This window comes from Lentzea terrae (assembly GCF_003265345.1).
Taxonomy (GTDB): domain Bacteria; phylum Actinomycetota; class Actinomycetes; order Mycobacteriales; family Pseudonocardiaceae; genus Lentzea; species Lentzea terrae.
In genome coordinates this window covers 559955-584380 of sequence record NZ_QFWW01000001.1, presented here as the reverse complement: position 1 = coordinate 584380, position 24426 = coordinate 559955, and the positions used below count along the sequence as shown (strand labels likewise).

Sequence of the window (24426 nt, the reverse complement as noted above, 5' to 3'; positions counted from 1 at the left end):
GAACCAGAAGTAGATGCCGGCGTAGGTGGCGAACACGATCGTGCCGAACAGCACGTAGTGGAAGTGCGCGACGACGAAGTACGTGTCCGACACGTGGAAGTCGACCGGCGGCGCCGCCAGCAGGATGCCGGTCAGGCCGCCGAAGAGGAACGTGACCAGGAAGCCGACGGAGAACAGCATCGGCGTCTCGAACGTCAGCTGGCCCTTCCACATCGTGCCGATCCAGTTGAAGAACTTGATGCCCGTCGGCACGGCGATGAGGAACGTCATCAGCGCGAAGAACGGCAGCAGGATCGCACCCGTGGCGTACATGTGGTGCGCCCACACGGCCACGGACAGCATCGCGATCGCCAGCGTCGCGAACACCAGTCCCTTGTAGCCGAACAGCGGTTTGCGGCTGAACACCGGGAAGATCTCCGTCACGATCCCGAAGAACGGCAACGCGACGATGTAGACCTCGGGATGGCCGAAGAACCAGAAGAGGTGCTGCCAGAGGATCACGCCGCCGTTGGCCGGGTCGAACACGTGCGCCCCGAGGTGCCGGTCTGCCGCCAGGCCCATCAACGCTGCGGTGAGGATCGGGAACGCCAGCAGGATCAGCACGGACGTCACCAGGATGTTCCAGGTGAAGACCGGCATCCGGAACATCGTCATGCCCGGCGCCCGCAGCGTCACGACCGTCGTGGTCATGTTGACCGCGCCGAGGATGGTGCCGAGACCGGACACTGCGAGGCCCATGATCCACAGGTCCGCGCCGACCCCCGGCGAGTGCACCGCCGAGTTCAGCGGCGCGTACGCGAACCAGCCGAAGTCCGCCGCGCCGCCCGGCGTCACGAAGCCGGCGAGCACGGTGATGCCGCCGAACAGGTACAGCCAGTAGGAGAAGGCGTTCAGGCGCGGGAACGCGACGTCCGGCGAGCCGATCTGCAGCGGCAGGACGTAGTTCGCGAACCCGAACAGGATCGGCGTCGCGTACAGCAGCAGCATGATCGTGCCGTGCATGGTGAACAGCTGGTTGAACTGCTCGTTCGACAGGTACTGCAGGCCCGGCCGCGCCAGCTCGCCGCGCATCAGCAGCGCCATCACGCCGCCGATCATGAAGAACGCGAACGACGTGGTCAGGTACATGATCCCGATCTGCTTGGGATCTGTGGTCTTGAACAGCGAGAGGAAGTACGACCCCTTCGGCCGGGCGCGCGCGGCCCCGGGATGTGGGACGACCGGCGTGGGCTTGATCGTGGTCATCTCGCCTCCTCCGCAGCAGGGGGTAATCGTCCTCCCGCTCAGACGTCGCGGCAATCCATGACCAGCGCCGCGGACGTCACGGGCACCACCGGCGCGCCCACCGAGATGCCGCTGACCTGCACGTAGTAGGCGCCGGGAGGCAATCCGCCGAATTTGATCGCCATGGTCTCGGAGATCGCCGGGCTGCGTGCTTCGACCTGTTTGCCGTTCTCGTCGAGCAGCGCCACCTTCACCGCCCGCGGCGTCGTGTCCTTCAGCTCGACGGTGACCTCCAGGTCCTCCCCGGCGAGCACCAGGTCGGGCACGACGACCTGCGGTTCCGTCGCCGTCACGTTGCGCGGGATGATCGTCTTCGCGGTCAGGAACGACTCCACCGCGTCCAGCACGGCGGCGTTGTCCTGCAGAGACGTGTGCTGCTCGGTCACGTGGTGCAGCGTGTTCGACGAGAGCGCGAGACCCCGACGCGCCGCCCCCACCGCGGGCACGGTCGCGTCGCCGTACAGCTCCTCACCCTCGTACGTGCGGTAACAGGTCACCTTGCCGTCGGTGATGCGCGCGCTCGTGGCGGTCGGCTGCTTGCCGCCGAGGATCGCGTAGGTCTTGTCGGCGAACGAGTCGTTCAACGCGCCGTGGAACGCCGCCGCGTCCTCGACCATCTTCGTGTCGAGCTCCGGGATCGTGGTCTCGGTGGTCTTGACCAGGCCTGATGTGGTCTCGATGCACGCGTACTCGGGCAGCAGCTGGTGCAACGACGGCAACGACCTGGCGAACTCGGTCAGGTCGACCGCGAGCGGCCCCAGACCCTTGCGCACGCCGTTGACCAGCTGTTCCAACGCCGCAGCCGCGCCGCGGTACGGCGTGCCCATGGTGATCAGCTTGTCGGTGCGCTCGGCCATCCCGCACTGCTCGATGCACCACCGCGCGACCAGCCCGCCCATCGAGTGGCACACGAAGCTGGCCTTGGCGTCCGGGCCGAGCTTGTCGAGCGCCTCGTCGACGCGCCTGGCCAGCAGCGCGCCGTTGTAGCGGTTCGACAGCCGCCAGTCGTAGGCGAACAGCAGCAGGTTGCCCTTCTCGACGGTGTAGCCGAGCGAGTTCAGCCGCTTCGTCACCCGGTCGTAGCCCTTCAGCGGCGTCCAGATGCCGGGGATGACGTGCAGGTCCGACATGAGCGCCACGGGCTCGACGCCGTCGCCGGGGTGCTCGTCGCCGATGCCGGCGGGGAGCTTGAGCCGCTGCAGGCTGCGGCCGAGGGTCAGCACGGCGCGCAGGGCGGCCTTGCCGGACACCTCCCAGACCATGCCGTCGCGGTCTTCGAGGGTGCTGCCGAGAATGCCGGGCAGGACGACGACCAGGTGGTTCATCTACGACTCCTCGGCGAGCTTGCGGATGAGCGTGAGCAGCTTGAGGTTCGCGGGCACCAGAAAGGTCAGCTCGTGGATCCACGCCAGGCGCTGGTCCGGTGCCGGCAGCGCCAGTCGTTCCTCACCGGCTCTGGCCCGCGCGACCACCTTGTAGAGCGCGGCCAGCACGTGCGGCTCCAACGCCGTGACGGCCTGGGTCAACGCCTGCGGTGACGCGCCCGCCGCCAGCCCGCGCAGGATCTCCGTGGTGCGCTCCGGGTTCTCCTGCGCATCCAGCACGAGGTCGAGCACGTCGGTGTCCTCGTCGGCCAGCAGCAGCAACGCGTGCACGGGCCGGTTGTCCCGCACGTTCTTCAGGACTTCCTTGTCCAGCAGCTCTTCCCGGCGCGTGGCGAGCAGCTCGCGGCGCCGCGCGGGCGTGGCGTCGACGAACTCGTCCGCGAGGCTCGCCAGCAGCCACGGCCGGTACGCGTGCTGGACGCCCTGCTGCTGCGCGGTGGTGCGACGGGACTGGATCATCTGTGCCTCGATCAGACTCGTCCCGTACAACGCCTCGGTGACCGCCACGTCCGCGTCCGTCGACAGCAGCTCGGGGTGGTCGAGCAGCACCGCGCGTTCCTCGACGTACGACCGCGCGAACACCCACTTGCGCGCGATCTTGAGGAGCGTGCGGTCGACGGTGAGCCAGTCCGGCGTGGTGTCCCACGGCCACGGCCCTGAGTCGTAGTGGCGGCGGGCGATGTCGTGCACGTCGTGGATCGCCTGCCGGGACTGCCCGACGTGGGTCAGCGCCTGGCACAGCCACTTCGCCGCCGCCGGATCACCGGCCGACGTGGCCGCCGCCCGCAGCATCAGCAGCGTCGCGAGGTGCGGGCCGGTGAACCGCTCGACCACGCGGTCCCAGGCCTCGTCGACGATCTCGGGCTGCTCGAGGCCGGCGCAGATGATGTCGAGCGTGAACAACGCGGCCGCCAGCGTCGACAGCCGGTGCTCGTGCTGGGGCAGCAGGCACACCTCGACCGTGCGCAGGCCGGTCACCAGGGCTTCCTCCGGCTTGCCCGCGTCACGCTGACGGCGCATCAGGTTGTGCAACGCCTGGCCGTGGATCCGCGAGCCGTCCGCGAGCTCGGCGGCCTGCCGGGCGGCGGAGAGGGCTTCGTCACGGCGGCCGACCAGGCTGTAGGCGACGCTCAGGCTCAGTGCGGCGTCGGCGAGCTGCGGCCGGAGGAACGCGGCGTGCCGGCCGAGGGTGCCGCTGATGTCCGCGGCCTGCTGCGTGGTGAGGCCTGCCTCGGGCAGCCTGCCCAGCGCGAGGTGGTCGCGGCTCAGCTCGACCAGGGCGGCCACCAGATGAGCCAGGAACACGGGGTTCGTCTGGGCCAGGGAGAAGTACAGCTCGACGGCCTGCTTGGAGCGCTGCATGGCCTCGTACCGGCGGCCGGTTTCGCTGCACCGGGTGGCAAGACAGGTCATGGCACGCGCGAGCGGTGCGTCGGAGTCAGTGGGGGCGGTGGTCTCGCGCGTGACCGGGGCGGTCTCCTCCCGGCGGCCGCGGATCGCGGCTGCACCGACGGCTGCCACGGCGTCACGAGCCGTGGAGAGCGCCTCCTGCCTGCGCCCCAGCATCGCGTAGACGTCACTCAAATCCACCAACGCACCACTGAGGTGCGCCGCGTACGTGGGGTTGTCGCCGCCGTGCGTGGTCGTCTTCGCGATGCGTTGCGCAAGGCGTTTGTGCGTAACGGTTTCCGCCGTCGTCGGTGTGTGGGCCACCAGCTCGCGGTAGCGCACGACGGCTTCCTCGGCGGGCGCCACGGCCTGTTGCAGCCGGCCGGCCTCGCGGAACCGCTGACCGAGCCGGTTCAGCACGTACGCCAGGTCCGCCAGATACATCCGGATGTCCGGCACCAGAGCGCGGAAGTGGTCGGCGGCTTCTTCCAGCGGTGGGATGGCCTCGTCGCCGCGGCCCCAGTGCGTGAGCTCGTTGGCCGCCGTCGTCGCCGCGAGAGCGATGTCCGGCAACAGCATCCGGTTCATCATCGCCAGCTCGCGCAGGCCGTCCAGCGCCTGCGTGCCCGCGTGGCCGCAGTGGCGCCACGCGTACTTCCACAGGTAGCCCGGCACGTTCGGCGGCACACCGGCCTCCATTCGCTGCCGGTACAACCGGATCAGCGCGCACGCCACCTTTTCCGCGCCCGGCGCGAACACCGCGTCCCGGCTCGGCGCGAACGGTGGGCGCAGGTGGTCGGCGAACGTTTGGTGCGTCAGCTTGAAGACGGCCGTGCCTTCCTCACCGTCCTGCACGATGTGACGGCCCAGTTCGGTGAGCACGGCAGTGATGTCGTCACGGCCGAACGATTCGCCGGACAACGCTTCCGCCACCGCGATCCACTCAGCTTCGGGGAAGCCCGCGCCGTAGCTCCACGTCAACGCCGTCAGCAGCGCACGGGCAGAGGGCACCTTCGCTAGCTCGCGGTCGAACGCCGCGTCCAGTGACAGCTTCACGTCCGCGCTGAAAGCACCTTTGGCGTCGGCGAGCACCTGGTCGGTGATCATCCAGGCGGTCAGGAACGGCAGCTGCGCCAACAAGTCCACAGTGGACTGCGGAGCCGAAGCGCCCAGGCGCGCCAGCACGTACTCGCGGACGTCGGTCGCGCTGTCGGCCTCGTCGAGGTTCAGCACCTCGACCGGCGACAGCTCGGTCAGCAGTGGCGCGCCACCGGCGACGCGATGGGCCTGGCGGGTCGAGACGATCACGACGGCATAGCTCGCGAGCTTGGTCAACAGCGAGGTGGCGATCGAGAACGACTCACCGCGCGCCTCGTCCAGGCCGTCCACCACCAGCACCGGCGGCGCGGCCAACGTGCTGACCACGCCGACCAGTTCGGCCGCGCCACGCCGTGGACCCTCAGGAGCGGGGATCAGGCCGGCACCGACCAGCTGACGGCTGAGCAGGTCGGCCACGCGGTCGGCGTCCATCGCACGGGCGTGCACGGCCGCGTCCACGGACTCCGGGCCCGGGTCGGCGTGGCGGAACGGCGGTCCGGTGGTCAGCAGCAGGTCGCGTTCCAAGGGGTTGGACAGGCTCACGACCCGGCCGACCACCGCGGACTTGCCCGTGCCGGGCGAGCCGGTGACCACGCGCAGGCCGGGGGCGCCGGACTTGACCCAGCCGACCACGCGGTCGACCTGGGCGGTGCGGCCGGTGAACCACGACCGGTTGTCCGCCGAGTCGCCACCGCGTGCGGCGAGCAGCAGGTGCTTCACGACCGTGTTCGCCGAGTACAACGGGTTGGGCAGCATCGGCTGAGCGGACCCGTACTGCATGAAGCGCGGCCGTTGGATGTCGCTGTCCCACGCGTTCAGCAGCGCCGTGCCGACCGCGCCGCCGTCGACCAACGCCGTGCGGTCGCTCCACCGCCGTGCGTCCTCATCGGCCGTGGGACCGGCACGCAGCAGCCTGCGCAGCTTGCCGCCGAACAGGCCGTCACGGGCCGTCTCGACGCTCGAACACGACACCAGCACGCCGGCCCAGTGCACCTGACCTGCCAGCAGTTCCTCCTGGAGTGCGGCGACGGTGCGGACGGCCTCGTCGAGCTGAGCACCCGAGTAGCAGGCGTCGATGATGATGAGCACCTGATGCGCGCCCGACGCGGCACACCACAGCGCGAACTCGTGCAGCATGATGCCGTCGACCGTGCCGTCGTTGTCCCTGGCCAGGAGCCTGAGGTTGCCCGCGACGGGGATCGCGTGCCCGCTCCACAACGCCACCAGCGCGCCGCCGTCCTGCGGCTTCTGCCGGAGCGCCTTCATGTGGGCGCGGATGTCGGCCTCGGTCGGGTCGGCCAGCGGTTCGCCCTCGTAGCCCTTGAGCAGCGCGCGCAGCTCCCGCACGTCGCTCACGGCGTGCTGCAGCGGCTGCACCAGCTCGTACGAGCCGACGCCGATGCCGACGAACCTGCCTCTGACCCTTTCCTGCATGCTCCACTACCCCCTGTCCACACGTCGCTTGCGGACAGAAGGCGTTACTCCGGTTAACTCACTCGGACGAATCACGCTCCGTTGAATTACCTTGGGGTAATTCGATGCTGGTGTTCTTTTCGAGGAACCGCAGCAGCTCCACCGGGAACGGCAGCACGAGCGTCGAGTTCTTCTCCGCGGCCACCTCCACGATGGTCTGCAGCAGCCGCAGCTGGAGTGCGCCGGGCGTCTCCTCCATCGTCGCGGCGGCCTCGGAGAGCTTCTTGGACGCCTGCAGCTCGCCGTCCGCGGTGATGATGCGGGCACGGCGCTCGCGTTCGGCCTCCGCCTGCCGGGACATCGAGCGCTTCATGCTCTCCGGCAGCGCCACGTCTTTGATCTCGACCCGGTCGATGTCGATGCCCCACGCCAGCGCCGGGGTGTCGATCATCAGCTCCAGGCCCTGGTTGAGGCGCTCCCGGTTGGACAGCAGGTCGTCCAGCTCGCTCTTGCCGATGATCGACCGCAGCGACGTCTGGGCCACCTGCAGCATCGCGAACCGGTAGTCCTCGACGTTGATGACGGCCTTCGCCGGGTCCTGCACCTTGAAGTACAGGACGGCGTCCACGCGCACGGTGACGTTGTCGCGCGTGATGCCGTCCTGCGCCGGCACGGGCAGGGTGACGATCTGCATGCTGACCTTCCGCAGCGTGTCCACGCCCGGAACGATCATCGTCAGCCCCGGCCCGCGCACGGCCTGCTGGAGCTTGCCGAACCGGAACACCAGTCCCTGTTCGAACTGCTTGATGATTCTGGCGCTCATCGCGAGACCGAGGCCTCCGAAGGCGACCACCCCGCTGAGGATTTCGACGACCATGAGACCCGCCCTTCACCGGCGAATGCCCTTGATCTGCAACGGTACGCCTCTAAACGCAGGTCAACGTAGGCGTAGCCCAGTCGGCGTGGTCCCAGGCGTTACCGTCACCTCCGTCTGTCACCCGGAACGTCAGCACCGTTGCTCCACCTGTGTCGACGCTGATCGGCACCGCTGCGCTCTGTCCGGTCAGCACGGGGCCCAGATAAGCCGACTGGTTGTCTTTCAGGATCTCGAACCGCACGCTGCCGCTGCCGTTCGTCTCGTCGTCCACGCCGATGGTCGCGGTGAGCTTCGAGCACTTCCCGCCCGCGTAGACCCGGAACTCCGACTCGGCGTGCGCGCCGACGCCCCGGTCGAACTTCGCACCCCGGATGCTGATCTGGTTGCCGTCACCGCCGGAGTTCTCGCCGTTGCTGCGGTCGCGTTCGAGCGGGCCCCAGCCGTTGCGCTCGCTGAGGAACGGCAACGTCGACACCGCTGCTTCTCCCGTCGGCGCGGGCGGCGTGGCAGTGAAGTCCGCGGTCAGGGTCGTGGTGCCCTTGCCGGAGCGGACCTCGACGAACACCGGCCGGGTGCCGACGTCGCCGCCGTCGCGCTTGATCGTCACCTTCGCGGAGCCGTTGGTGAGATCGACCGTGCTCGGGGAGACCGACCAGTGCTCGGGCGCGGACAGGGTGGCCGTCGTGGTGCCGGGACACGGCTGGGTCACCACCAGTTCGGCTTCCACCTGCTCACCCGGTTCGAGTGCGGTGTCGGCGGCTTTCAGTTCGACCGCGGGCGCACAGGTGACCTGTTGGCCGAGCTTGCCCGTGGCCGCTTCCGACGGCGTGAGCGGGCGCAGCAGCACGGAGTAGGCGTACTCGTTGCCCGCCTCCACCTGGTACTGCGGCAGCGGCTCGTGGAACGTCTCGCTGACGCCCGACACGCGATGGGACGCGTGCAGGGTGGTCCAGCCGTCGTTCTTCTTGAGCGCGAACGGGTACGGCGCCCGGTCCAGGTCGTCGTAGCGCGACACCCGGACGTCCAGGTCGCCCGCGACGAGCAGGCCCGCGCGTCCGTCGGACAGCGTCGCCCAGCGCGTGTCCGCGTGGTTGCCGAAGTCCTGCGGCTTGTAGTAGTCGTTGAACTCCCGGTCCACAGTGGACTGGTAGACGCCGACCGGGTTGCCCGCCTTGCGGTCGTCGTAGTTCTCACCGGGACCCCGGCCGTACCAGGTGAACTTCTGGTAGTTGTCCGGCACTTCGAGCGTGAAGCCGATGCCGGGCAGGTAGCTCAGGTCGCGCATCTTGTCCCGCGCCGCGACCCGGTGACCCACGTGGATCTCGCCGGCACCGGTGATCCGATAGGTGAAGGTCTGGCCGAACGACGCGTTCGCGACGGCCTGAGCGGTGGATTTCGCGGTGATGACCGTGTCCGGGCCCTGCTGAGTCACCGTGACGCTCGACGGCGTGGTCCGGAGCCGCTCGAGGCCGTTGCGGTACCAGGAACCGTCCTCGCTCATGAACTCGTTGGACAGCGGCGCGCGCCAGGCGTCCAGTTCCGGACCGGTCTTCAGCAGTTCGGTGCCGCGCACGCGCATCGACGTGAGCGTGCCGGAGGTCTTGCTGACGACGTACCGGAAGTCCTTGCCGGACACCGCGATCTCGGTGTCGTTCTGCGCGGTCGTCAGCTTGCCCGGTGCTCCTGGTGCGTGCAGGCCGGCGATCTGCATGCCGCCCACCGGGAACTGGGCGGTGCCGACGTCGTTGCCCCGCCGGTCGGTGGCGCGGACGGTCAGCCAGCGCTCGGTCTTCGCGCGGAAGTCCGGCAACGTGATCGTGCCCGGCCGGAGCCGGCCGCGCTGCTGGGCGATCGTGCGGCCGTTGTCCTGGACCTGCCAGCGCAGCTCGAGGTCGTCGGTGCCGGTGAACTGACGTTCGCTCGCGACGGTGAGCTTGTTGTCCTGCAACGAGAACCGGATGGGGGAGTGGACCGCCATCAGCTCGGTGGTCTCCGGCTGCGGCCTGCGGTCCGCCCACACCACGCCGTCGACGCCACCGGTGCCCGCGCCGTAGGACTCCTTGCGCCCCTTGTCCTGCAGCGTCTCGAAGTCGAGCGCCAGGACGGCCGACTTCTTGGGGTCCGCGGCCAGTTCGGTGTCGGTCAGGGCGCGGTGGTAGATCCGGACCTGGTCGATCGTGCCGTGCGCCATGCGGGTCTGGACGTTCTCCTGCATGGTCTCGGCGTTGCGGCCGATGTTGACCGGCCAGTGCGACCAGTCGATCGTCCCGGTGTAGCTGGTCGACCCCACTTCGCGACCGTCGATCAACAGGCGCAGCTCGGTGCCGTCGAACGTGCCGGTGACGCGGTGCCAGTTGCCGTACCAGTCGGCGGGCACCGTCGCTTTCACGGTGCGCCAGGTGCCGCTGTAGATGTGGAACTCCAGCGTGGTGCGGTCTGCCATCTTCAGCGCGTACTGGTGGTCGCCCTTCGAGATGACCGTGAAGTCACCGGTCCAGTCGGCGGGCTTGACCTGGGCGTCGAGCGTCAGACCCGCGCTGACCTCGTCGAGTTTGCGGTCCCGGTAGACCTCCACGAAGTCGTCGAGTCCGCTGAGCTGCAACGCCTTGCCGTGCGGCCCGTCCACATGCGACGGTTTGCCGGAGAGCCAGGTCATGATCCCGTTGGCGTCGTCCGGGGTGGTGAACAACGGCAGCGCGATGTTCTGCTCGGCCCAGTCCCAGATGAAGCCGCCCTGCACCTGCGGGTAGGCGCGCACGACGTCCCAGAACTCCTTGAAGTTGCCGAGGCTGTTGCCCATCGCGTGCGCGTACTCGCCCATGATGATCGGCTTGGTCGTGGTCTTCGCCTTGGCTTCCAGGCCTGCGGGCGACGGGTAGCGCGGGCCGGCGACGTCCGCGAACGGCGCGTCGCCGTCCGGCACGTTCGGCTGGTGGTACAGCGGGCGGGTGTCGTTCTTCCTGGCGTACTCGGCCATCGTGTAGTGCGCCTTGCCGAGTCCTGCCTCGTTGCCGGTGTCCCACATGATCACGCTGGGGTGGTTCTTGTCGCGCTGCATCATCGCGACGAACCGGTCCTGGAACGCGTCCTGCCACTCCGGGCGCTCGGCGAGGCAGTTGTTCGGGCAGCCGTCGTGGTGGTGGGTCTCGATGTCGACCTCGTCAGCGATCATCAGGCCGTTGTGGTCGGCGAGCTCGTAGAAGTACGGATCGCTCGGGTAGTGCGAGGTGCGGACCGCGTTGATGTTGAACCGCTTCATCAGCTCGACGTCTTTTTCCTGGTCAGCGCGGGTGACGTAGCGGCTGCCGTGCGCGGACGTCTCGGCTCGGTTGGTGCCGCGGAACAGGACGCGCTTGCCGTTGATCTTGAGCTGTTTGTCGATGATCTCGATCTTGCGGAAGCCGACGGGCTGCTTGCCGGTCTGGATGACCTTGCCGTCGTGCAGCAGCTCGATCCGCAGCTCGTAGACGTTCGGCGTCTCGTCGGTCCACTTCAGCGGGTTGTCGACCTTCCCGTCTCTGATGGCGACCTCGCGGCCGTGCGGGTCGAACAGCCTGGTGCGGACGGTGTGGCCATCCGGTGCGCCGCCGATCTTGACGTCAGTGGTGATCGTGGCGTCGTGGTACTGCGCGTCCAGGTCGGTCTTGATGGTGACGTCCTGCAGGTAGGTCCTGGGCGTCGAGTAGAGCCAGACCTCGCGGAAGATGCCGGAGAACCGCCACTGGTCGTAGTCCTCGAGGTGGGAGCCGGAGCCCCAGCGGTGGACCTGGACCTTCAGGGTGTTGCGGCCGGGCTTGAGCTTGCTGGTGACGTCGAACTCGGCGGGCGTGTAGCCGCCCTGGTCGTAGCCGACGTACGTGCCGTTGACCCAGACGAGGTAACCGCTGGTCACGCCCTCGAACCGGAGCAGGGTGCGATCGAAGTCCGGCGGCAGGTCGAACGACTTCTCGTAGACGCCGGTGGGGTTGACGTCGCGCGGGATCGCCGGCGGGTCGTCCGGGTACATCTCGGTGGGGATGTTGCGGAACATCGGGTGGTCGAGGAAGTCGGTCTGCCACGTGTGCGGCACCTGGACCGTGCGCCAGCCGTCCGACGTCTCTCGCACGTCTTCCGGCTTGTCGAACATCCGGATGCGCCACTCGCCGTTGAGGCTCAGGCGCCGCTCGGGCTTCAGGTCGGGATGCGGTGGTTCCTGGTGCTCACCCGTCATGCGCGGGTTCTGCAGGTACGCCAGCGCGTCCGGTTCCTGCGCTGCGGCGGTGGCTGTTGCGGGGGACAGGGACAGGGCTATCAACGTGGCAACAACGACACGAAGCATGCCCTTGGACGCTAGGGACGCGATGACAACGTCGTCAACGAATGTCCGATCTTTCTGTCCGGGTCCGTTCGGGGTGGTCGTCCCAACAGCCGGAAACCGCACTCCGTCCGGCGGCACGCGTTAATGTCGGATGTATGCAGACCTGGTCATCCATTCCTGTGCCGCGGGTCCCGGGGGACCCCCGACCGCTGCGGCTGTTCGACACGGCAACGGGTGAGGTTCGCCCGACGGCGCCAGGAGACACCGCCAGGTTGTACGTGTGCGGCATCACGCCGTACGACGCCACGCACCTCGGCCACGCCGCCACCTACCTGGCCTTCGACCTCGTGCACCGCGTGTGGCTCGACAACGGCCACAACGTGCACTACGTCCAGAACGTCACCGACGTCGACGACCCGCTGCTGGAGCGTGCGCTGCGCGACCAGGACGACTGGGTCGTGCTGGCGATGCGCGAGACGGCGCTGTTCCGCGAGGACATGGAGGCGCTGCGCGTCCTGCCGCCGCAGGACTACGTCGGCATCGTCGAGGCGATCCCGGAGATCGTCGAGGTGGTCGCGAAGCTGGTGGCCGACGGGCACGCCTACCGCGTGGACGACGCCGAGTACCCGGACATCTACTTCTCGCACGACGCCACGGGCCGTTTCGGCTACGAGTCGAACTACTCGGTCGAGAAGATGTCCGAGCTGTTCGCCGAACGCGGCGGCGACCCCGACCGTCCCGGCAAGCGCCACCCGCTGGACGCGCTGCTGTGGCGCGTGAAGCGGGAAGGCGAGCCGTCGTGGCCGTCGGAGCTGGGCGAGGGCCGTCCCGGCTGGCACGTCGAGTGCAGCGCCATCGCCCACAACCGCCTCGGCATGGGCTTCGACGTCCAGGGCGGCGGCTCCGACCTGATCTACCCGCACCACGAGTACTCGGCCGCGCACGCCGAGGCCCAGACCGGCCAGCACCCGTTCGCCCGCCACTACGTGCACGCGGGCATGATCGGTCTCGACGGCGAGAAGATGTCGAAGTCGCGCGGCAACCTGGTCTTCGTCTCCAAGCTGCGCGCGGAGAAGGTCGACCCGAACGCCATCCGGCTCGCCCTGCTGGCCGGGCACTACCGCTCGGACCGGCCGTGGACGCAGGCGCTGCTGGACGAGGCACTGGAGCGGCTGGCGAAGTGGCGCAAGGCGGCCGCGCTGTCGTCCGGACCGTCCGGTGTGGACACCGTGACGCGGCTGCGTGACCACCTGGGCAACGACCTCGACACCCCTCGCGCGTTGGCCGCCATCGACGCGTGGGCGGACGAGGCGCTGTCGCACGGCGGTTCGGACTCGCACGGTCCGTCGCAGATCCGCACCGCCGTGGACGCGCTTCTCGGCGTGGAGCTCTAACGGTCGTTGGACCCGGCTCCGGTCACCGGAGCCGGGTCACTCGTGGTTCCAGCCGAACAGCCGGGTGAACACCTCGTGCTGTTCGAGGCTGTGCTCGTGGTGCACCACTGCGACCCGTTCGGCGATCTCGGCGACCTCGTCCTCGTGGATGCCGGGCAGGTCCTCGGGGTCGAGGCCGGTCTCGGTGCACCAGGCCAGCACGGCCTCCGGTCCGTTGACCGACGCGACGAACGAGCGCTGCCCGTGGTGCTGCCAGGCCTTGGCGATCTCGTCGAGCATGCCGTCCGCGATCATCCGCGCGGCCCGCGTGCGCAGCCGGTCGAGGTGTGCACGTTCGTCCGTGAGCGGGAGCACCGTCGCGGTGAGCCGGAACGGGAACCGCCCGCGGCAGTCGGCGAACCGGCGCAGCAACGAGATGGATCCGCCTTCCACCACCACGTGGTCGTGGATCCGGCTCAGGGACTCGACCTTCCGCAGGAGCGCGTGCGCGGCCTCGTGCACCGGGTAGTCGCCGTCGGGCACCGTCCGCTCGGCGAGGTGATGGCGGTGCGGCCCGCCGTCCAGCCGGGCGCTGGTGACCGGCAGGTCGAGGTAGCACTGGATCCGGTCGGCCACGACGATCGGAGCGTTGTGCTCGTCGGCGATTTCCGTTGCGACGTCCGTTTTGCCTGCGCCGGTGGGGCCGACGACGAGGTGCACGCAATTCATGGTGCTTTCTCCTTTGCGGTGGACCTCCTTCCACCTTCTCCCCGAGCCGCCGGTTCGGCCGTGATTTTTCGCAGTCTTCGGAAAAACTTCAGCGAGCAATATAGTTTTGCGCGGGTTGTCTGCTTTCTCCGCGCTGTCTGCTTGTGTGCGGATATGGTGTCGGCATGCGAGTTGGCGTCTTCTGTGGTTCTTCGGCCGGGCGCGTGCGGCACATGGAGGTCGCCGCCCAGGTCGGCAGAGTGCTCGCCGAGCAGGGTGTCGGGGTCGTCTACGGCGGTGGCCGGATCGGCACGATGGGCGCCGTGGCCGACGGTGCGCTGAGCGCGGGCGGATCGGTCATCGGCGTGATCCCGCGGCACATGATCGAGTGGGAGATCGCGCACGACGGGCTCACCGAACTGCACGTCGTCGACACGATGCACGAGCGGAAAGCGCTGATGGCGGACCTGTCGGACGCGTTCGTCGCGCTGCCGGGCGGCGCGGGCACCCTCGACGAGCTCTTCGAGATCTGGACGTGGGCCCAGCTCGACCTGCACGCCAAGCCGATCGGCCTGCTCAACCTCGACGGGTACTACGACCACCTGCTCGCGATGATCGACCACATGGTGTCGGAGGGGTTTCTCAAGCCGGCCTATCGCGAGATGGTTCTGGTGGACGACGATCTCGACCGGCTGCTCAACCGCTTCGCCGATTACGCGCCACCCGTTTATCGGTGGGTGGAGGAGGCACCGATCGACTAGTGCTTTTTCCCAAGGAAATGCAAAGCCTCGTCAAGTGAAAGCAATCGATTCGATTAAACGGTCTGGTCGGCTGCCACCGGCTCCTCGTCCGGGCGGGGCTGTGCCTCCGGATCGACGGCCAGCACCAGCTGGTACTGGACGTGGGCGAGTGTCTGGAAGTGCAGCGGTGTCGTCTTGCGGAGCAGCAGGTACAGCGCACGGATCTGGCCGATCACCACGATCCACTCCTCGGCCTCGTCCAGCGTCAGCACGAGCGGGTCGGCGTTGATCCACTGTTCCCACACCCGGTCGATGAGCGCGCGGTCGGCGAGCGTCTTCCGATGCCGCCGCCGGAACGCAGCGGACTGCCACCGCGATGCGGAGATGTCCGGGAACATCATGCGCAACACCGCCCGCCGCAGCCTGATCGGCCGCGGGAAGCGGAGCCCGTACACGTAGGAGCCGCGGCGGCGGTAGAGGGTCTCCAGCGACTGGAACGCGGACTCCCAGCCTCGCGCGAACTCCTCGGAGACCATCACGCGCACGCCGCCGTCGACCCGTTGCGCGGAGAAGATCTCCTTGGTGTCCTGGACATCCCTTTGCAGCGTGGCCCGCAGCCCTGCCCGCACGAGCCGCAGCGCGATGGACTCCGCCGTCGCGCGGTCGTAGCCGCCGACGGCCGCGCTACCGCTGTGGTTGATCAACGTCGCCAGGCCGAGGGCGGTGTCCGCGTCGAGTTCGCAGACCGTGCGCAGCAAGTGGTGGGCGACGGCGAACGGGGTGTGGTCGTCGTTGTGCACGACGACGCCCCATCTCTCCCCAGGATTCACCGGCAGAGTATGCGGCACGGCCACAATGGACGGATGACGGAGGCGTTGCGGTACGAGCGCGGTTCGGACGGGGAGGACGTGAACGAGGCGGCGCGCGGCGAGGTGCTGCGCGACGACCGCACGGCAAAAGACCTGCCGCTGCTGCGGTTCCTGGTCGAGCAGGAGGCCTTGTGCCGCGCGAACTCGCAGGGCCTGGGGGAGCAGGCCGCGCTGGCCGGGTTCCTGCTGGCCGAGCACAGGCAGCCGAAGGACGTCTGGCGGCACTACGCGATCAAGCGCGCCAACTTCGACGCCGGATGCGCTTACGACGTCGAGCACCTGTTCGCGGCGGGCGTGCAGGCCACCTTGGACCACGTGCGGGCAAGCGATCACCCGGACCGCGACGAGGTGCTGGAGTTGTTGGAAGGCCAGCACATCGACGAGGACGACCTGGAGGAGTGGTTCGAGCACCGCCGGGAGTGGTTCGCCGAATAGAGGAAACCGCCCCCGAGGCGGAAGCACCGGGGGCGGTCTCGTTCAGCGGAACAACTTTCAGACGTCGAGCGTCCAGCTGTTCAACGTGCCGGAGTCCAGGAACGCCGCGTCACGCACGCGCAGCGTCCAGGTTCCGTTGGCGGCCTCACCCGACAGGTCGCGGGTGAAGGTCTCCTTGATGTTGTCGGTCGAGCCGCCGGACCGGTTGTGCAGGTTGTAAACCGTGCCGTCGGGCGCGACCAGGTCGACCACGAGGTCGCCCTTGTAGGTGTGGTTGATGTCGACCTTGATCGTCGCCGTGGCCGACGCGTTGCCCGCGCAGCCCGCGATGGCGATGGTGCTGTTCACGGTCTGCAGGTCGCCGATCGTGACCGGCGTGGAGTTGGTCTTGGCGTCACAGCCGCCACCAACCGCGTTGACGGTCCACGTGAACGTCGCGGAACCGGTCTTGCCCGCCGAGTCGGTGACGGTGGCGGTCACCGTCGAGGTGCCGGCCGTGGTCGGCGTGCCGGAGATCGCCCCGGAGGCGTTCGCCGACAGGCCGGCCGGGAGGCCGGTGACGGACCAGGTGTACAGCGGGGTGCCGCCGGACGCCGAGAGCTGCAGCGACGCCGGCGAGCCGACCGTGGAGGTCTGGTTGCCGGGGTTCGTCACCGACGGGTTACCCGGCTGTCCGCCACCGAAGAGGGTGTAGAGCAGCTTGTTCGGGGAACCGGTGCCGGGGCTGGTGATCTTGTTCGGCGTCGACGCACCGTTCAGGCCCGCCCAGACAGCGGCCGGGTTGTCGCTCGGGTGCGTGGCGAGCCACAGGGCCGCCGCGCCCGCGACGTGCGGAGAAGCCATCGACGTGCCGGAGATGTTGTTCGTGGCGGTGTCGCTGGTGTGCCACGCCGACACGATGTTCTGACCCGGCGCGAAGATGTCCGTGCACGTGCCGTAGTTGGAGAACGAGGCACGCGCGTCGGTGTTGGTCGACGCGTTGACCGTGATCGCCTCGGCGACACGAGCGGGCGACGTCGAGCACGCGTCGGTGTTCGAGTTGCCGGACGCGACCGCGTAGGTCACGCCGGACGCGACGGAGTTGCGGACGGCCGTGTCGAGCGCCGCCGCCGCACCGCCACCGAGCGACATGTTCGCGACCGCGGGCTTCACCGCGTTCGCGGTCACCCAGTTGACGCCGTCGACGACGCCCTGGATGGTGCCGGAGCCCTGGCAGTTGAGGACCTTCACCGCGACGACCTTGGCGGCCTTCGCGAGTCCGTACTCCGCGCCCGCGACGGTGCCGGCGACGTGCGTGCCGTGGCCGTTGCAGTCGCTGTTGTTGCCGTCACCGGAGGTGTTGGTGCCCCACGTGGCGCGGCCGCCGAACGTGGCGTGCGTGGTGCGCACACCCGTGTCGACGATGTACGCCGTCACGTTCGACGCGGTCGTGTCGTACTGGTAGCTGTTGCTCAGCGGCAGGTCCCGCTGGTCAACGCGGTCCAGGCCCCACGACGGCGGGTTCTGCTGGACGTCGAAGATGCTGACCTCGGCGTCCTGCTCGACGAACGCGACCTTCGGGTCCGCGGCGAGACGGGCTGCCTGCCTGGCGTTCATCTTCACCGAGAAGCCGTTGAGCGCGTGCTGCCAGACCTTGCCGACCTGGCCGCCGTAGCGTCCCGTCAGTTCCGGAGCGGCGGCCCTCGACGCCGTGCCGGCCTTGAGCGAGACGATGTAGCTGTCCTTCACGACACCGGCGCGGTCGGCGCCGAGAATCGTCCCCACGTTTTCTTGCGCTGATGCGGCGGGCACCACAGCGGCGGCCAGCGATAAGGCAGCGGCGGCGGCGAGTCCCGTACCCAAGACTCTTCGCATTGCAGGGTTCTCCCTCGTGCAGGGAACAGGGTGATCTGCACGCTAGCGCGAAGCCGCAGGTCAGAGGGATACGCCGTTGTGCGCGAACTGTTGACAGATTTGTCGTTCCACGTCAACGCGAACGTTGCTCACAGTTACCGAAATAGGCTGAGAGAACGCATTTGATTTCCCTATACCAACCCGGACGCCGAGAGGTCCACCCTCGATCGGCCCTACCGTCCAGTAGGCAGCACGACATAGCGTCCCCCAGACGGAGGAACGAACTGATCGGGCAGTTCGACCGCCTGGGGACGCCATTGCTTCCGGTGTCGTGCGGGCTGTGTTGCAGCACAGCCGTTCTCCCTATCGCGGTTGCCCGGTCCGGCGTTACACCGGCCCTGCACAACCGAAAACTGAGGAGAAAATGCCTATGAAGCGCATGGCTGTCGCGGCAGTCGCCGTGCTGGCGGGTGCCCTCGCTACGACGGTCTCCCCTGCCGCCGTCGCCGCACCGGCACCGTCAGCTGACCTGCTCGCCGCGATGCAGCGCGACCTCGGACTGAACGCCCAGCAGGCGGCGGAACGGCTGCGCCAGGAAAGTGCGGCCGCGGTCCTGCAGCGCGTGGCGGAGGGTTTCGCCGGCGACGACTTCGGTGGCGCGTGGTTCGACGCGGCCACCGGCAAGCTCGTCGTGGGCGTGACCGACGAGGCCAAGACCGACCGGCTGCGCAGGCTCGGCGCCGAGCCCCGCACGGTCGCGAACAAGGCCAGTGACCTCGAGGCGGCCAAGGCTTCGCTGGACGCCGTCAAGGCTCCTGCCGAGGTCACCGGCTGGTACGTGGACACTCGCGCGAACGCGGTGACGATCACCGTCAAGCGCGGCCAGACCCAGGCGGCGCAGGCGTTGGTGGAGAAGGCGGGCACGCTCGCCAAGGTCGTCGAGACCGACGAGGCGCCGCAGCTGTTCAAGGACATCCGCGGTGGTGACGCCTACTACATCAACAACGCGGGCCGTTGCTCGGTCGGCTTCGCGGTGCAGGGCGGGTTCGTGACCGCCGGGCACTGCGGATCGCCCGGCGACACGGTGGCGGGCGTCGACCGTTCGGCACTCGGCTCGTTCCAGGCGTCGTCCTTCCCGGGCAACGACTACGGGTGGGTCAAGGCCAACTCGGCGTGGACGCCCACGGCCAAGGTGAACCACTACGGCGGCGCTGACGTCGTCGTCTCCGGTCACACCGAGTCCGCGGTCGGCGCCTCGATCTGCCGTTCCGGCTCGACCACGGGCTGGCACTGCGGCGAGGTCCAGGCCAAGAGCCAGACGGTCAACTACCAGGAGGGCTCGGTCAGCGGTCTGACGCGCACGAACGTGTGCGCGGAGCCCGGTGACTCGGGTGGCTCGTGGGTCAGCGGCACGCAGGCGCAGGGTGTCACCTCCGGTGGCTCCGGCAACTGCACCAGCGGCGGTACGACCTACTTCCAGCCGGTCAACGAGATCCTCTCGGCGTACAACCTGACGCTCGTCACGGGCTGACCGTCCGGTAGGCGGTGACCAGCACCGATACGGTGACCTGAGTGCCCGGTACGTGCGCTTCGCGGCGCGCGTGCCGGGCACTCGGCGTCATCCCCGCCAGATCGGCGACGGCCTCCTTTCCGAGGCTCATCGGGTACGTCACGTGCTCGGTCCGGACGGGGTCGAAGTAGCGGCCCAGAGCCTTGCCGAGGCGCGTTTCCTTGACCGGATCGACCTTGAGCGCCGTGCGGAGCTCGGCCAGGTGCCGCCGGGTGGGACGCGCCACGACCAACCTGCCGCCCGCGCGCAGCACCCGGTGGAACTCAGCGGGGTTGCGCGGCGCGAACACGTCCAGCACGACGTCCGCCACTGCGTCGGCCAGCGGGAACGGGCGGAACACGTCCCAGCTCGCGGCTGCCGCCCTGGTGTGCGCTCGGGCCGCCGAGTTCAACGCGCGCACCGAGGTGTCCAGCCCCAGCCCGCGGGCTCCCGGCAGGTGGTCCAGGACGCCGGCCAGGTAATAGCCGGTGCCGCAGCCGACATCGAGGACCGTGCCCCCGCTGGGGAAAGTGTCGCCTGCGAGACGCGCGACGGCCCGGCGGATGGGCGAGTAGTGGCCGGTGGCGAGGAACCGGTCCCGCGCCCGCACCATCTCGGGCGAGTCGTGGCTGGTGGCGCGGTGGCCGGACAGCAGGCTGACGTAGCCGGTGCGGCCGATGTCGAAGGTGTGGCCCGCCGGGCACCGGAGTGCGCCGCGGGCAGGGGACATGCCGGCGCTGCACTTGGGGCAACGCAGCAGGTCAACGGACTGTTTGAGGGCATGGGTGAACAACGCGAGCACTCCTGGCGAGACCGGAAGGAAGGCATGCCGAGGAGGGCGACACCAGCGGTATCGCCCTCGAACCTTCCGATCAGAGGAAGAAGTAGTGCGCGCTGCTCGGGAACGTCACACGTTGATCGTATGGATCAGGCTTCGCGCTCTCCCAGCCATTTTTCGCGCTCTCCCAGCCATTTTTCGCGGTGCGTGCGCCACCGGTCGAGCAGCGTGCCGAGCTCGACGTGGCAGAAGCGGAAGAACTCACGCGTCTCGTCCAGGCGCGCTCCCGCCTCGGTCTCCTCGCCGAGCGTTTCCACGCCCTCGGTCAGCACCTCGTCGATCACCTGCAGCATCTGGTCCCTGCGGAACGTTGCCTCGTACCAGACGTTGTCGCGCATCCGGTAGACGTCCCGGCGCGATCCCGGCTCCCGTTCGCGGCTGACGATCTGGATCGTGGTCAGGTAGCGCACCGCGCCCGACACCGCCGCCGGGCTGATCTGCAGCAGGTCGGCGATCTCGGCCGCAGTGAGCCGCCCGGAGTCCGTCGTCAGCAGCGCCGCGAGGATGCGCGCCGGCATGCGCGGCATGCCGGCGTCCGCCAGAATTCCGCCGAACCGCTCGACGAACTGGCTTATCGCCTGGGTGTCACGCTGTGTAGCTCCCATCACCGCGGCATCATCCCCTTTCGTCAGCCGATCGGGCAAAATTTACGTCCTTCACGAAGTTGTGAAAGAAGTGTAGCTTACCGGGCATGACATCTGCGATATCCGTGTCGGGCCTGGTGAAGACCTTCGGCCCGACGCGTGCACTGGACGACCTGAACCTGGACGTCCAGACCGGTGAGGTGCACGGCTTCCTCGGGCCGAACGGCGCGGGCAAGTCGACGACGATCCGGATCCTCCTCGGCCTGCTGCGTGCCGACTCCGGCACCGCGCGGCTGCTCGGCGGCGACCCGTGGAAGGACACCGCAAGCCTCCACCGCCGCCTCGCCTACGTCCCCGGCGACGTGAACCTCTGGCCCAACCTGACCGGTGGCGAGGTCATCGACCTGCTCGGACGGCTCCGCGGCGGCTTGAACAAGCAACGCCGCGCCGACCTGCTGGAGCGCTTCGAGCTGGACCCGCGCAAGAAGGGCCGCACCTACTCCAAGGGCAACCGGCAGAAGGTCGCCCTCGTCGCCGCACTCTCCAGCGACGTCGAGCTGCTCATCCTGGACGAGCCGACCTCGGGCCTCGACCCGTTGATGGAGGCCGTCTTCCAGGACTGCATCAACGACGAACGCGAGCGCGGCCGCACCGTGCTGCTGTCGAGCCACATCCTCGCCGAGGTCGAGGCCCTGTGCGACCGGGTGAGCATCATCCGCAACGGGCACTGCGTCGAGACCGGCACGCTGTCCGACCTGCGACACCTGACCCGCACGTCGATCTCCGCCGAGCTGGTCGGGCCGCCCAACGGGCTCACCTCGCTGGACGGCGTGCACGACCTCGTGGCGGAGGGCAACCGGGTCAGGTTCGAGGTCGACTCGGACAAGCTCGACCTCGCGCTGAAGCAGCTCGTGTCGACGGGCGTGCGCACGCTGACCTCGCAGCCGCCGACGCTGGAAGAGCTCTTCCTGCGGCACTACGAGGACGCGAAATGATCGGCACTGCCCTCATCGGTTCTGGGCACCTCGTCCGGCTGGCTCTGCGTCGCGACCGGATCCTGCTGCCGATCTGGGTCCTGTTCCTGGTCGGCATCACCTACTCCACGACGACCGCGCTGGAAGAGGTCTACAGCACCCAGGAGTCGCGGACGCTGCTCGGCGTCACCGCCAACGCGAACTCCGCGTTCCTCGCCATGCTCGGCCCGCTGCACGACTGGTCGTCGCTCGGTGGCCTGGTCGTGTGGCGCTGGGGCGTCTTCTCGGGCCTGTTTGTCGCGATCATGGCCATGCTCGTCGTTACCCGGCATACGCGCGCCGAAGAAGAGGCCGGTCGCACGGAGCTGATTGCCGCCACCGTCGTCGGACGGCACGCACCGCTCGCCGCCGCAGTGATCGTCGCGGGCGGCACGAGCCTGCTGATCGGACTGCTGCAGGCGTTGGCGCTGATCGGCAAGGACCTGGATCCCGCGGGCTCGTTCGCGTTCGGGCTGTCCACGGCTTCGGTCGGTCTGGTCTTCACGGGCGTCAGCGCGTTCACGGCGCAGCTGTCGGAGAACTCGCGCGTGTCCAACGCGATCGCCGGCGGGTTCCTCGGCGTCACCTACCTGTTCCGCGCGGCCGGAGACGCGGCGGGGGAGTCCGGGCCGCAGTGGCTGACCTGGTTCTCGCCGATCGGCTGGACCGAGCACGTGCGGTCGTTCGCGGACAACAGGTTCTGGGTGCTCGGCATCTCACTGGCCGCGTCCGTCCTGCTGGTCGGCGTCTCGGCCTACATCGTGACGCGCCGGGACGTCGGCCTCGGCCTGCTGGCGACCCGGCTCGGGCCGGCGGACGGCAGGATCGGCACGCCGTTCGGCCTGGCGTGGCGGCTGCAGAAGGGCTCGCTGATCGGCTGGTCGCTGGCGTTGTTCGGGGTCGGCATGATCTACGGCAGCGTGGCGCAGGCGGTCGGGCAGATGGTCGAGGACAACCCGACGCTCGGCCAGATCGTGCAGCAGATCGGCGGCGCGGACGCGATGGTGGACGCGTTCTTCGCGACCATCACCCAGCTGCTCGGCCTGATCACGTCGATCTACCTGGTGCAGGCGGTGCTGCGGCTGCGGTCGGAGGAGACGTCGTTCCGCGCGGAGCCGATCCTGGCCACCCCGGTCTCGCGCTGGGGCTGGGTGGCCTCGCACGCGTCGTTCGCGCTGGTCGGCGGCGCGCTCGTACTGGCGTTCGCGGGTCTCGGCCTCGGGCTGGTGCACGGCCTGCAGACCGGTGACGTCGGCACGGTCCTGCCGAAGATGCTCGGCGCCGCACTCGTCCAGCTGCCGGCCGCGTGGGTCATCGCGGGCGTCGCACTGGTGCTGTTCGGGCTGTTCCCGCAGTTCACGGGCGTGAGCTGGGCCGTGGTGTCGGTGTCGCTGGTGCTCACGCTGCTCGGCCCTGCCCTGCAGCTCGACCAGTGGGTGCTCGACGTCGCGCCGTTCACGCACGTGCCGAAGTACCCGGACATCGTCGCCGGGCCGCTGCTGTGGCTCAGCGGGGTCGCGGTGGTGCTTCTGGCTGCGGGGTTCGCCGGGTTCCGGCGCCGCGACCTGACCACGTGACGATCGCGGGCACGGTGACCAGCAGCGCTGCCGGGATGAGGAATCCCAGCAGCGGATGTGCCTGGTAGAGCGGGACGAACGCCAGCGGGGCCGCGGCGGCGCCCATGAAGCGCAGTGACTGCACGACGCTGACGCTGCCGCCCCGGTTGGCGTTCTCGCTCTGCAACACCAGCGCGTTGACGCTCACCAGCATCCCCTGGGCGGCCGCGCCGGTCAGCGCCCACGCGATGACCACAACTGCGGCTGTTGGCGTCGCGCCGGTGGCGGCGACGAGGCCCCCGCCCAGCGTCGCGCCGACGACGACCGTGGTCGCGGCCCCGAACCGGTCGATGGCCTTGCCGACCTGGCGCGCGGTCAGGAACCCGACGATGCCGAACCCGGTGAGCAGGATTCCGCGTTCACCGGCGCCGAGGCCGAACACGTCGTCCAGCCGGAACGCGACCAGGAACGACAGCCCGCCCAGGCAGCCCCAGCCGATGAACGCGATCAGGGCCGGCCTCAGCGTGCTGGGGACGAAGGCACTTCTGAGGCTCGCGTTCCGCTCCGGCTCGGCGTCGGTCTGCGGCACGCCGAGGATCGCGAGTCCTATTGCCACCACCGTGATCACTCCGAACGCCAGCCGCCAGTCGATCTCGGCGGTGAGGCCGCCGACGAGCGGCGCGGAGGTCTGGCCGGCCGCCTGCATCGAGCCGAACAGGCCCAGCGCGCGGCCGAGCTTCTCCTTCGGCGTCGACGCGGCGATCACGGCGAGCAGCACCGGGGTGGTGAAACTGTTGGCTGCGCCCTGGAGTGCGCGGGAGGCGAGCAGCACCTCGAACGTCCACGATGACGCCGCCAGAGCGGACGTGACGGCGTAGGCGACGTACGCGATTCGGACGGTCCGTTGTGGACCCCAGCGTTGCGCGAGCGTGCCCGACACGAGCATCAGGACCGCGAACGGCACGAGGTAGAACGTCAGCGTCGAGGCCGCCGAGCCCGCTGACCGGCCGAAGCTCTGGCCGATCTCGGGCAGGATCGACGTGGTGATGGCGCCGCCGAACGGCCCGATCAAGGCGCCGGCGTACAACCCGGCGCGTGCCAAGCGGCCCACAGACACCTCCACCGCCCAACCCTAGTCGGCGATGGTTGCTGGAGCTAAGTTTTTTGCGGCGAGGGCCACAACGC

At 68.9% G+C, this 24426-nt stretch carries 17 protein-coding genes; 6 read left to right on the top strand and 11 right to left on the bottom strand.

Translation table 11 applies throughout. The features are described from left to right. The 5 genes from DI276_RS02595 to DI276_RS02575 all read right to left on the bottom strand — a co-directional run. On the bottom strand, positions 1–1245 hold a 1245-nt coding region (locus DI276_RS02595), incomplete at its 3' end, for a cbb3-type cytochrome c oxidase subunit I (protein ID WP_232836396.1). 38 nt (positions 1246–1283) lie between these two features. Beyond that, positions 1284–2609 carry an esterase/lipase family protein gene (locus tag DI276_RS02590; protein WP_112261594.1) on the bottom strand — a complete coding sequence of 442 codons (1326 nt, stop codon included), beginning with the start codon at positions 2607–2609 and terminating at the stop codon, positions 1284–1286. Next, on the bottom strand, positions 2610–6590 hold the full coding sequence (locus DI276_RS02585; RefSeq protein ID WP_112261593.1) for an AAA family ATPase: 3981 nt from the start codon (positions 6588–6590) through the stop codon (positions 2610–2612). 58 nt (positions 6591–6648) lie between these two features. Next, positions 6649–7446: a slipin family protein gene (locus DI276_RS02580; protein ID WP_112261592.1), complete on the bottom strand. Its 798-nt coding sequence runs from the start codon at positions 7444–7446 to the stop codon at positions 6649–6651. A 49-nt stretch (positions 7447–7495) separates the two neighbouring features. Then, positions 7496–11764 (bottom strand): glycoside hydrolase family 2 TIM barrel-domain containing protein, encoded by a 4269-nt coding sequence (locus tag DI276_RS02575; RefSeq protein WP_112261591.1) that lies wholly within the window; start codon positions 11762–11764, stop codon positions 7496–7498. Positions 11765–11898: 134 nt separating this feature from the next. Here DI276_RS02575 and mshC point away from each other — a divergent pair, with 134 nt between their 5' ends. After that, positions 11899–13137, top strand: a complete 1239-nt coding sequence (gene mshC / locus DI276_RS02570; RefSeq protein ID WP_112261590.1) for a cysteine--1-D-myo-inosityl 2-amino-2-deoxy-alpha-D-glucopyranoside ligase — start codon at positions 11899–11901, stop codon at positions 13135–13137. Positions 13138–13173: 36 nt separating this feature from the next. Here the strand turns inward: mshC and DI276_RS02565 are convergent, their stop codons facing one another. Next, entirely contained in the window at positions 13174–13845 is a 672-nt protein-coding gene (locus tag DI276_RS02565) for an isopentenyl transferase family protein (protein WP_112261589.1), read from the bottom strand. Positions 13846–14009: 164 nt separating this feature from the next. On the opposite strand from DI276_RS02565, the gene DI276_RS02560 reads away from it, so the two are divergent. Continuing rightward, positions 14010–14585 (top strand): TIGR00730 family Rossman fold protein, encoded by a 576-nt coding sequence (locus DI276_RS02560; protein WP_112261588.1) that lies wholly within the window; start codon positions 14010–14012, stop codon positions 14583–14585. A 53-nt stretch (positions 14586–14638) separates the two neighbouring features. Here the strand turns inward: DI276_RS02560 and DI276_RS49695 are convergent, their stop codons facing one another. Next, positions 14639–15394, bottom strand: coding sequence for an ATP-dependent Clp protease adaptor ClpS (locus DI276_RS49695; RefSeq protein WP_157984473.1), 756 nt, complete (start codon positions 15392–15394; stop codon positions 14639–14641). Between the two features lie 33 nt (positions 15395–15427). Here DI276_RS49695 and DI276_RS49690 point away from each other — a divergent pair, with 33 nt between their 5' ends. After that, positions 15428–15868 (top strand): hypothetical protein, encoded by a 441-nt coding sequence (locus DI276_RS49690; RefSeq protein WP_157984472.1) that lies wholly within the window; start codon positions 15428–15430, stop codon positions 15866–15868. Positions 15869–15925: 57 nt separating this feature from the next. Here DI276_RS49690 and DI276_RS02550 read toward each other — a convergent pair whose 3' ends face one another. Then, positions 15926–17722, bottom strand: a complete 1797-nt coding sequence (locus DI276_RS02550; protein ID WP_112261586.1) for a S8 family peptidase — start codon at positions 17720–17722, stop codon at positions 15926–15928. 409 nt (positions 17723–18131) lie between these two features. Between DI276_RS02550 and DI276_RS02545 the strand changes: the two genes are divergently transcribed. Next, positions 18132–19232 carry a S1 family peptidase gene (locus tag DI276_RS02545; RefSeq protein WP_112261585.1) on the top strand — a complete coding sequence of 367 codons (1101 nt, stop codon included), beginning with the start codon at positions 18132–18134 and terminating at the stop codon, positions 19230–19232. Here DI276_RS02545 and DI276_RS02540 read toward each other — a convergent pair. Further along, positions 19222–20052, bottom strand: coding sequence for a putative RNA methyltransferase (locus DI276_RS02540; RefSeq protein ID WP_332874601.1), 831 nt, complete (start codon positions 20050–20052; stop codon positions 19222–19224). The genes DI276_RS02545 and DI276_RS02540 overlap by 11 nt on opposite strands. A 125-nt stretch (positions 20053–20177) precedes the next feature. Next, positions 20178–20693, bottom strand: coding sequence for a GbsR/MarR family transcriptional regulator (locus tag DI276_RS02535; RefSeq protein WP_112261583.1), 516 nt, complete (start codon positions 20691–20693; stop codon positions 20178–20180). Between the two features lie 86 nt (positions 20694–20779). On the opposite strand from DI276_RS02535, the gene DI276_RS02530 reads away from it, so the two are divergent. Beyond that, on the top strand, positions 20780–21667 hold the full coding sequence (locus tag DI276_RS02530) for an ABC transporter ATP-binding protein (RefSeq protein WP_112261582.1): 888 nt from the start codon (positions 20780–20782) through the stop codon (positions 21665–21667). Further along, positions 21664–23262, top strand: a complete 1599-nt coding sequence (locus DI276_RS02525; protein ID WP_112261581.1) for an ABC transporter permease — start codon at positions 21664–21666, stop codon at positions 23260–23262. Before DI276_RS02530 ends, DI276_RS02525 begins: the two co-directional genes overlap by 4 nt. Here DI276_RS02525 and DI276_RS02520 read toward each other — a convergent pair. After that, the gene (locus DI276_RS02520; protein WP_232836395.1) at positions 23192–24364 is read right to left on the bottom strand and encodes an MFS transporter; all 1173 of its coding nucleotides are present in this window, start codon (positions 24362–24364) and stop codon (positions 23192–23194) included. The two genes, DI276_RS02525 and DI276_RS02520, sit on opposite strands and share 71 nt — an antisense overlap. Positions 24365–24426 lie beyond the last annotated feature (62 nt).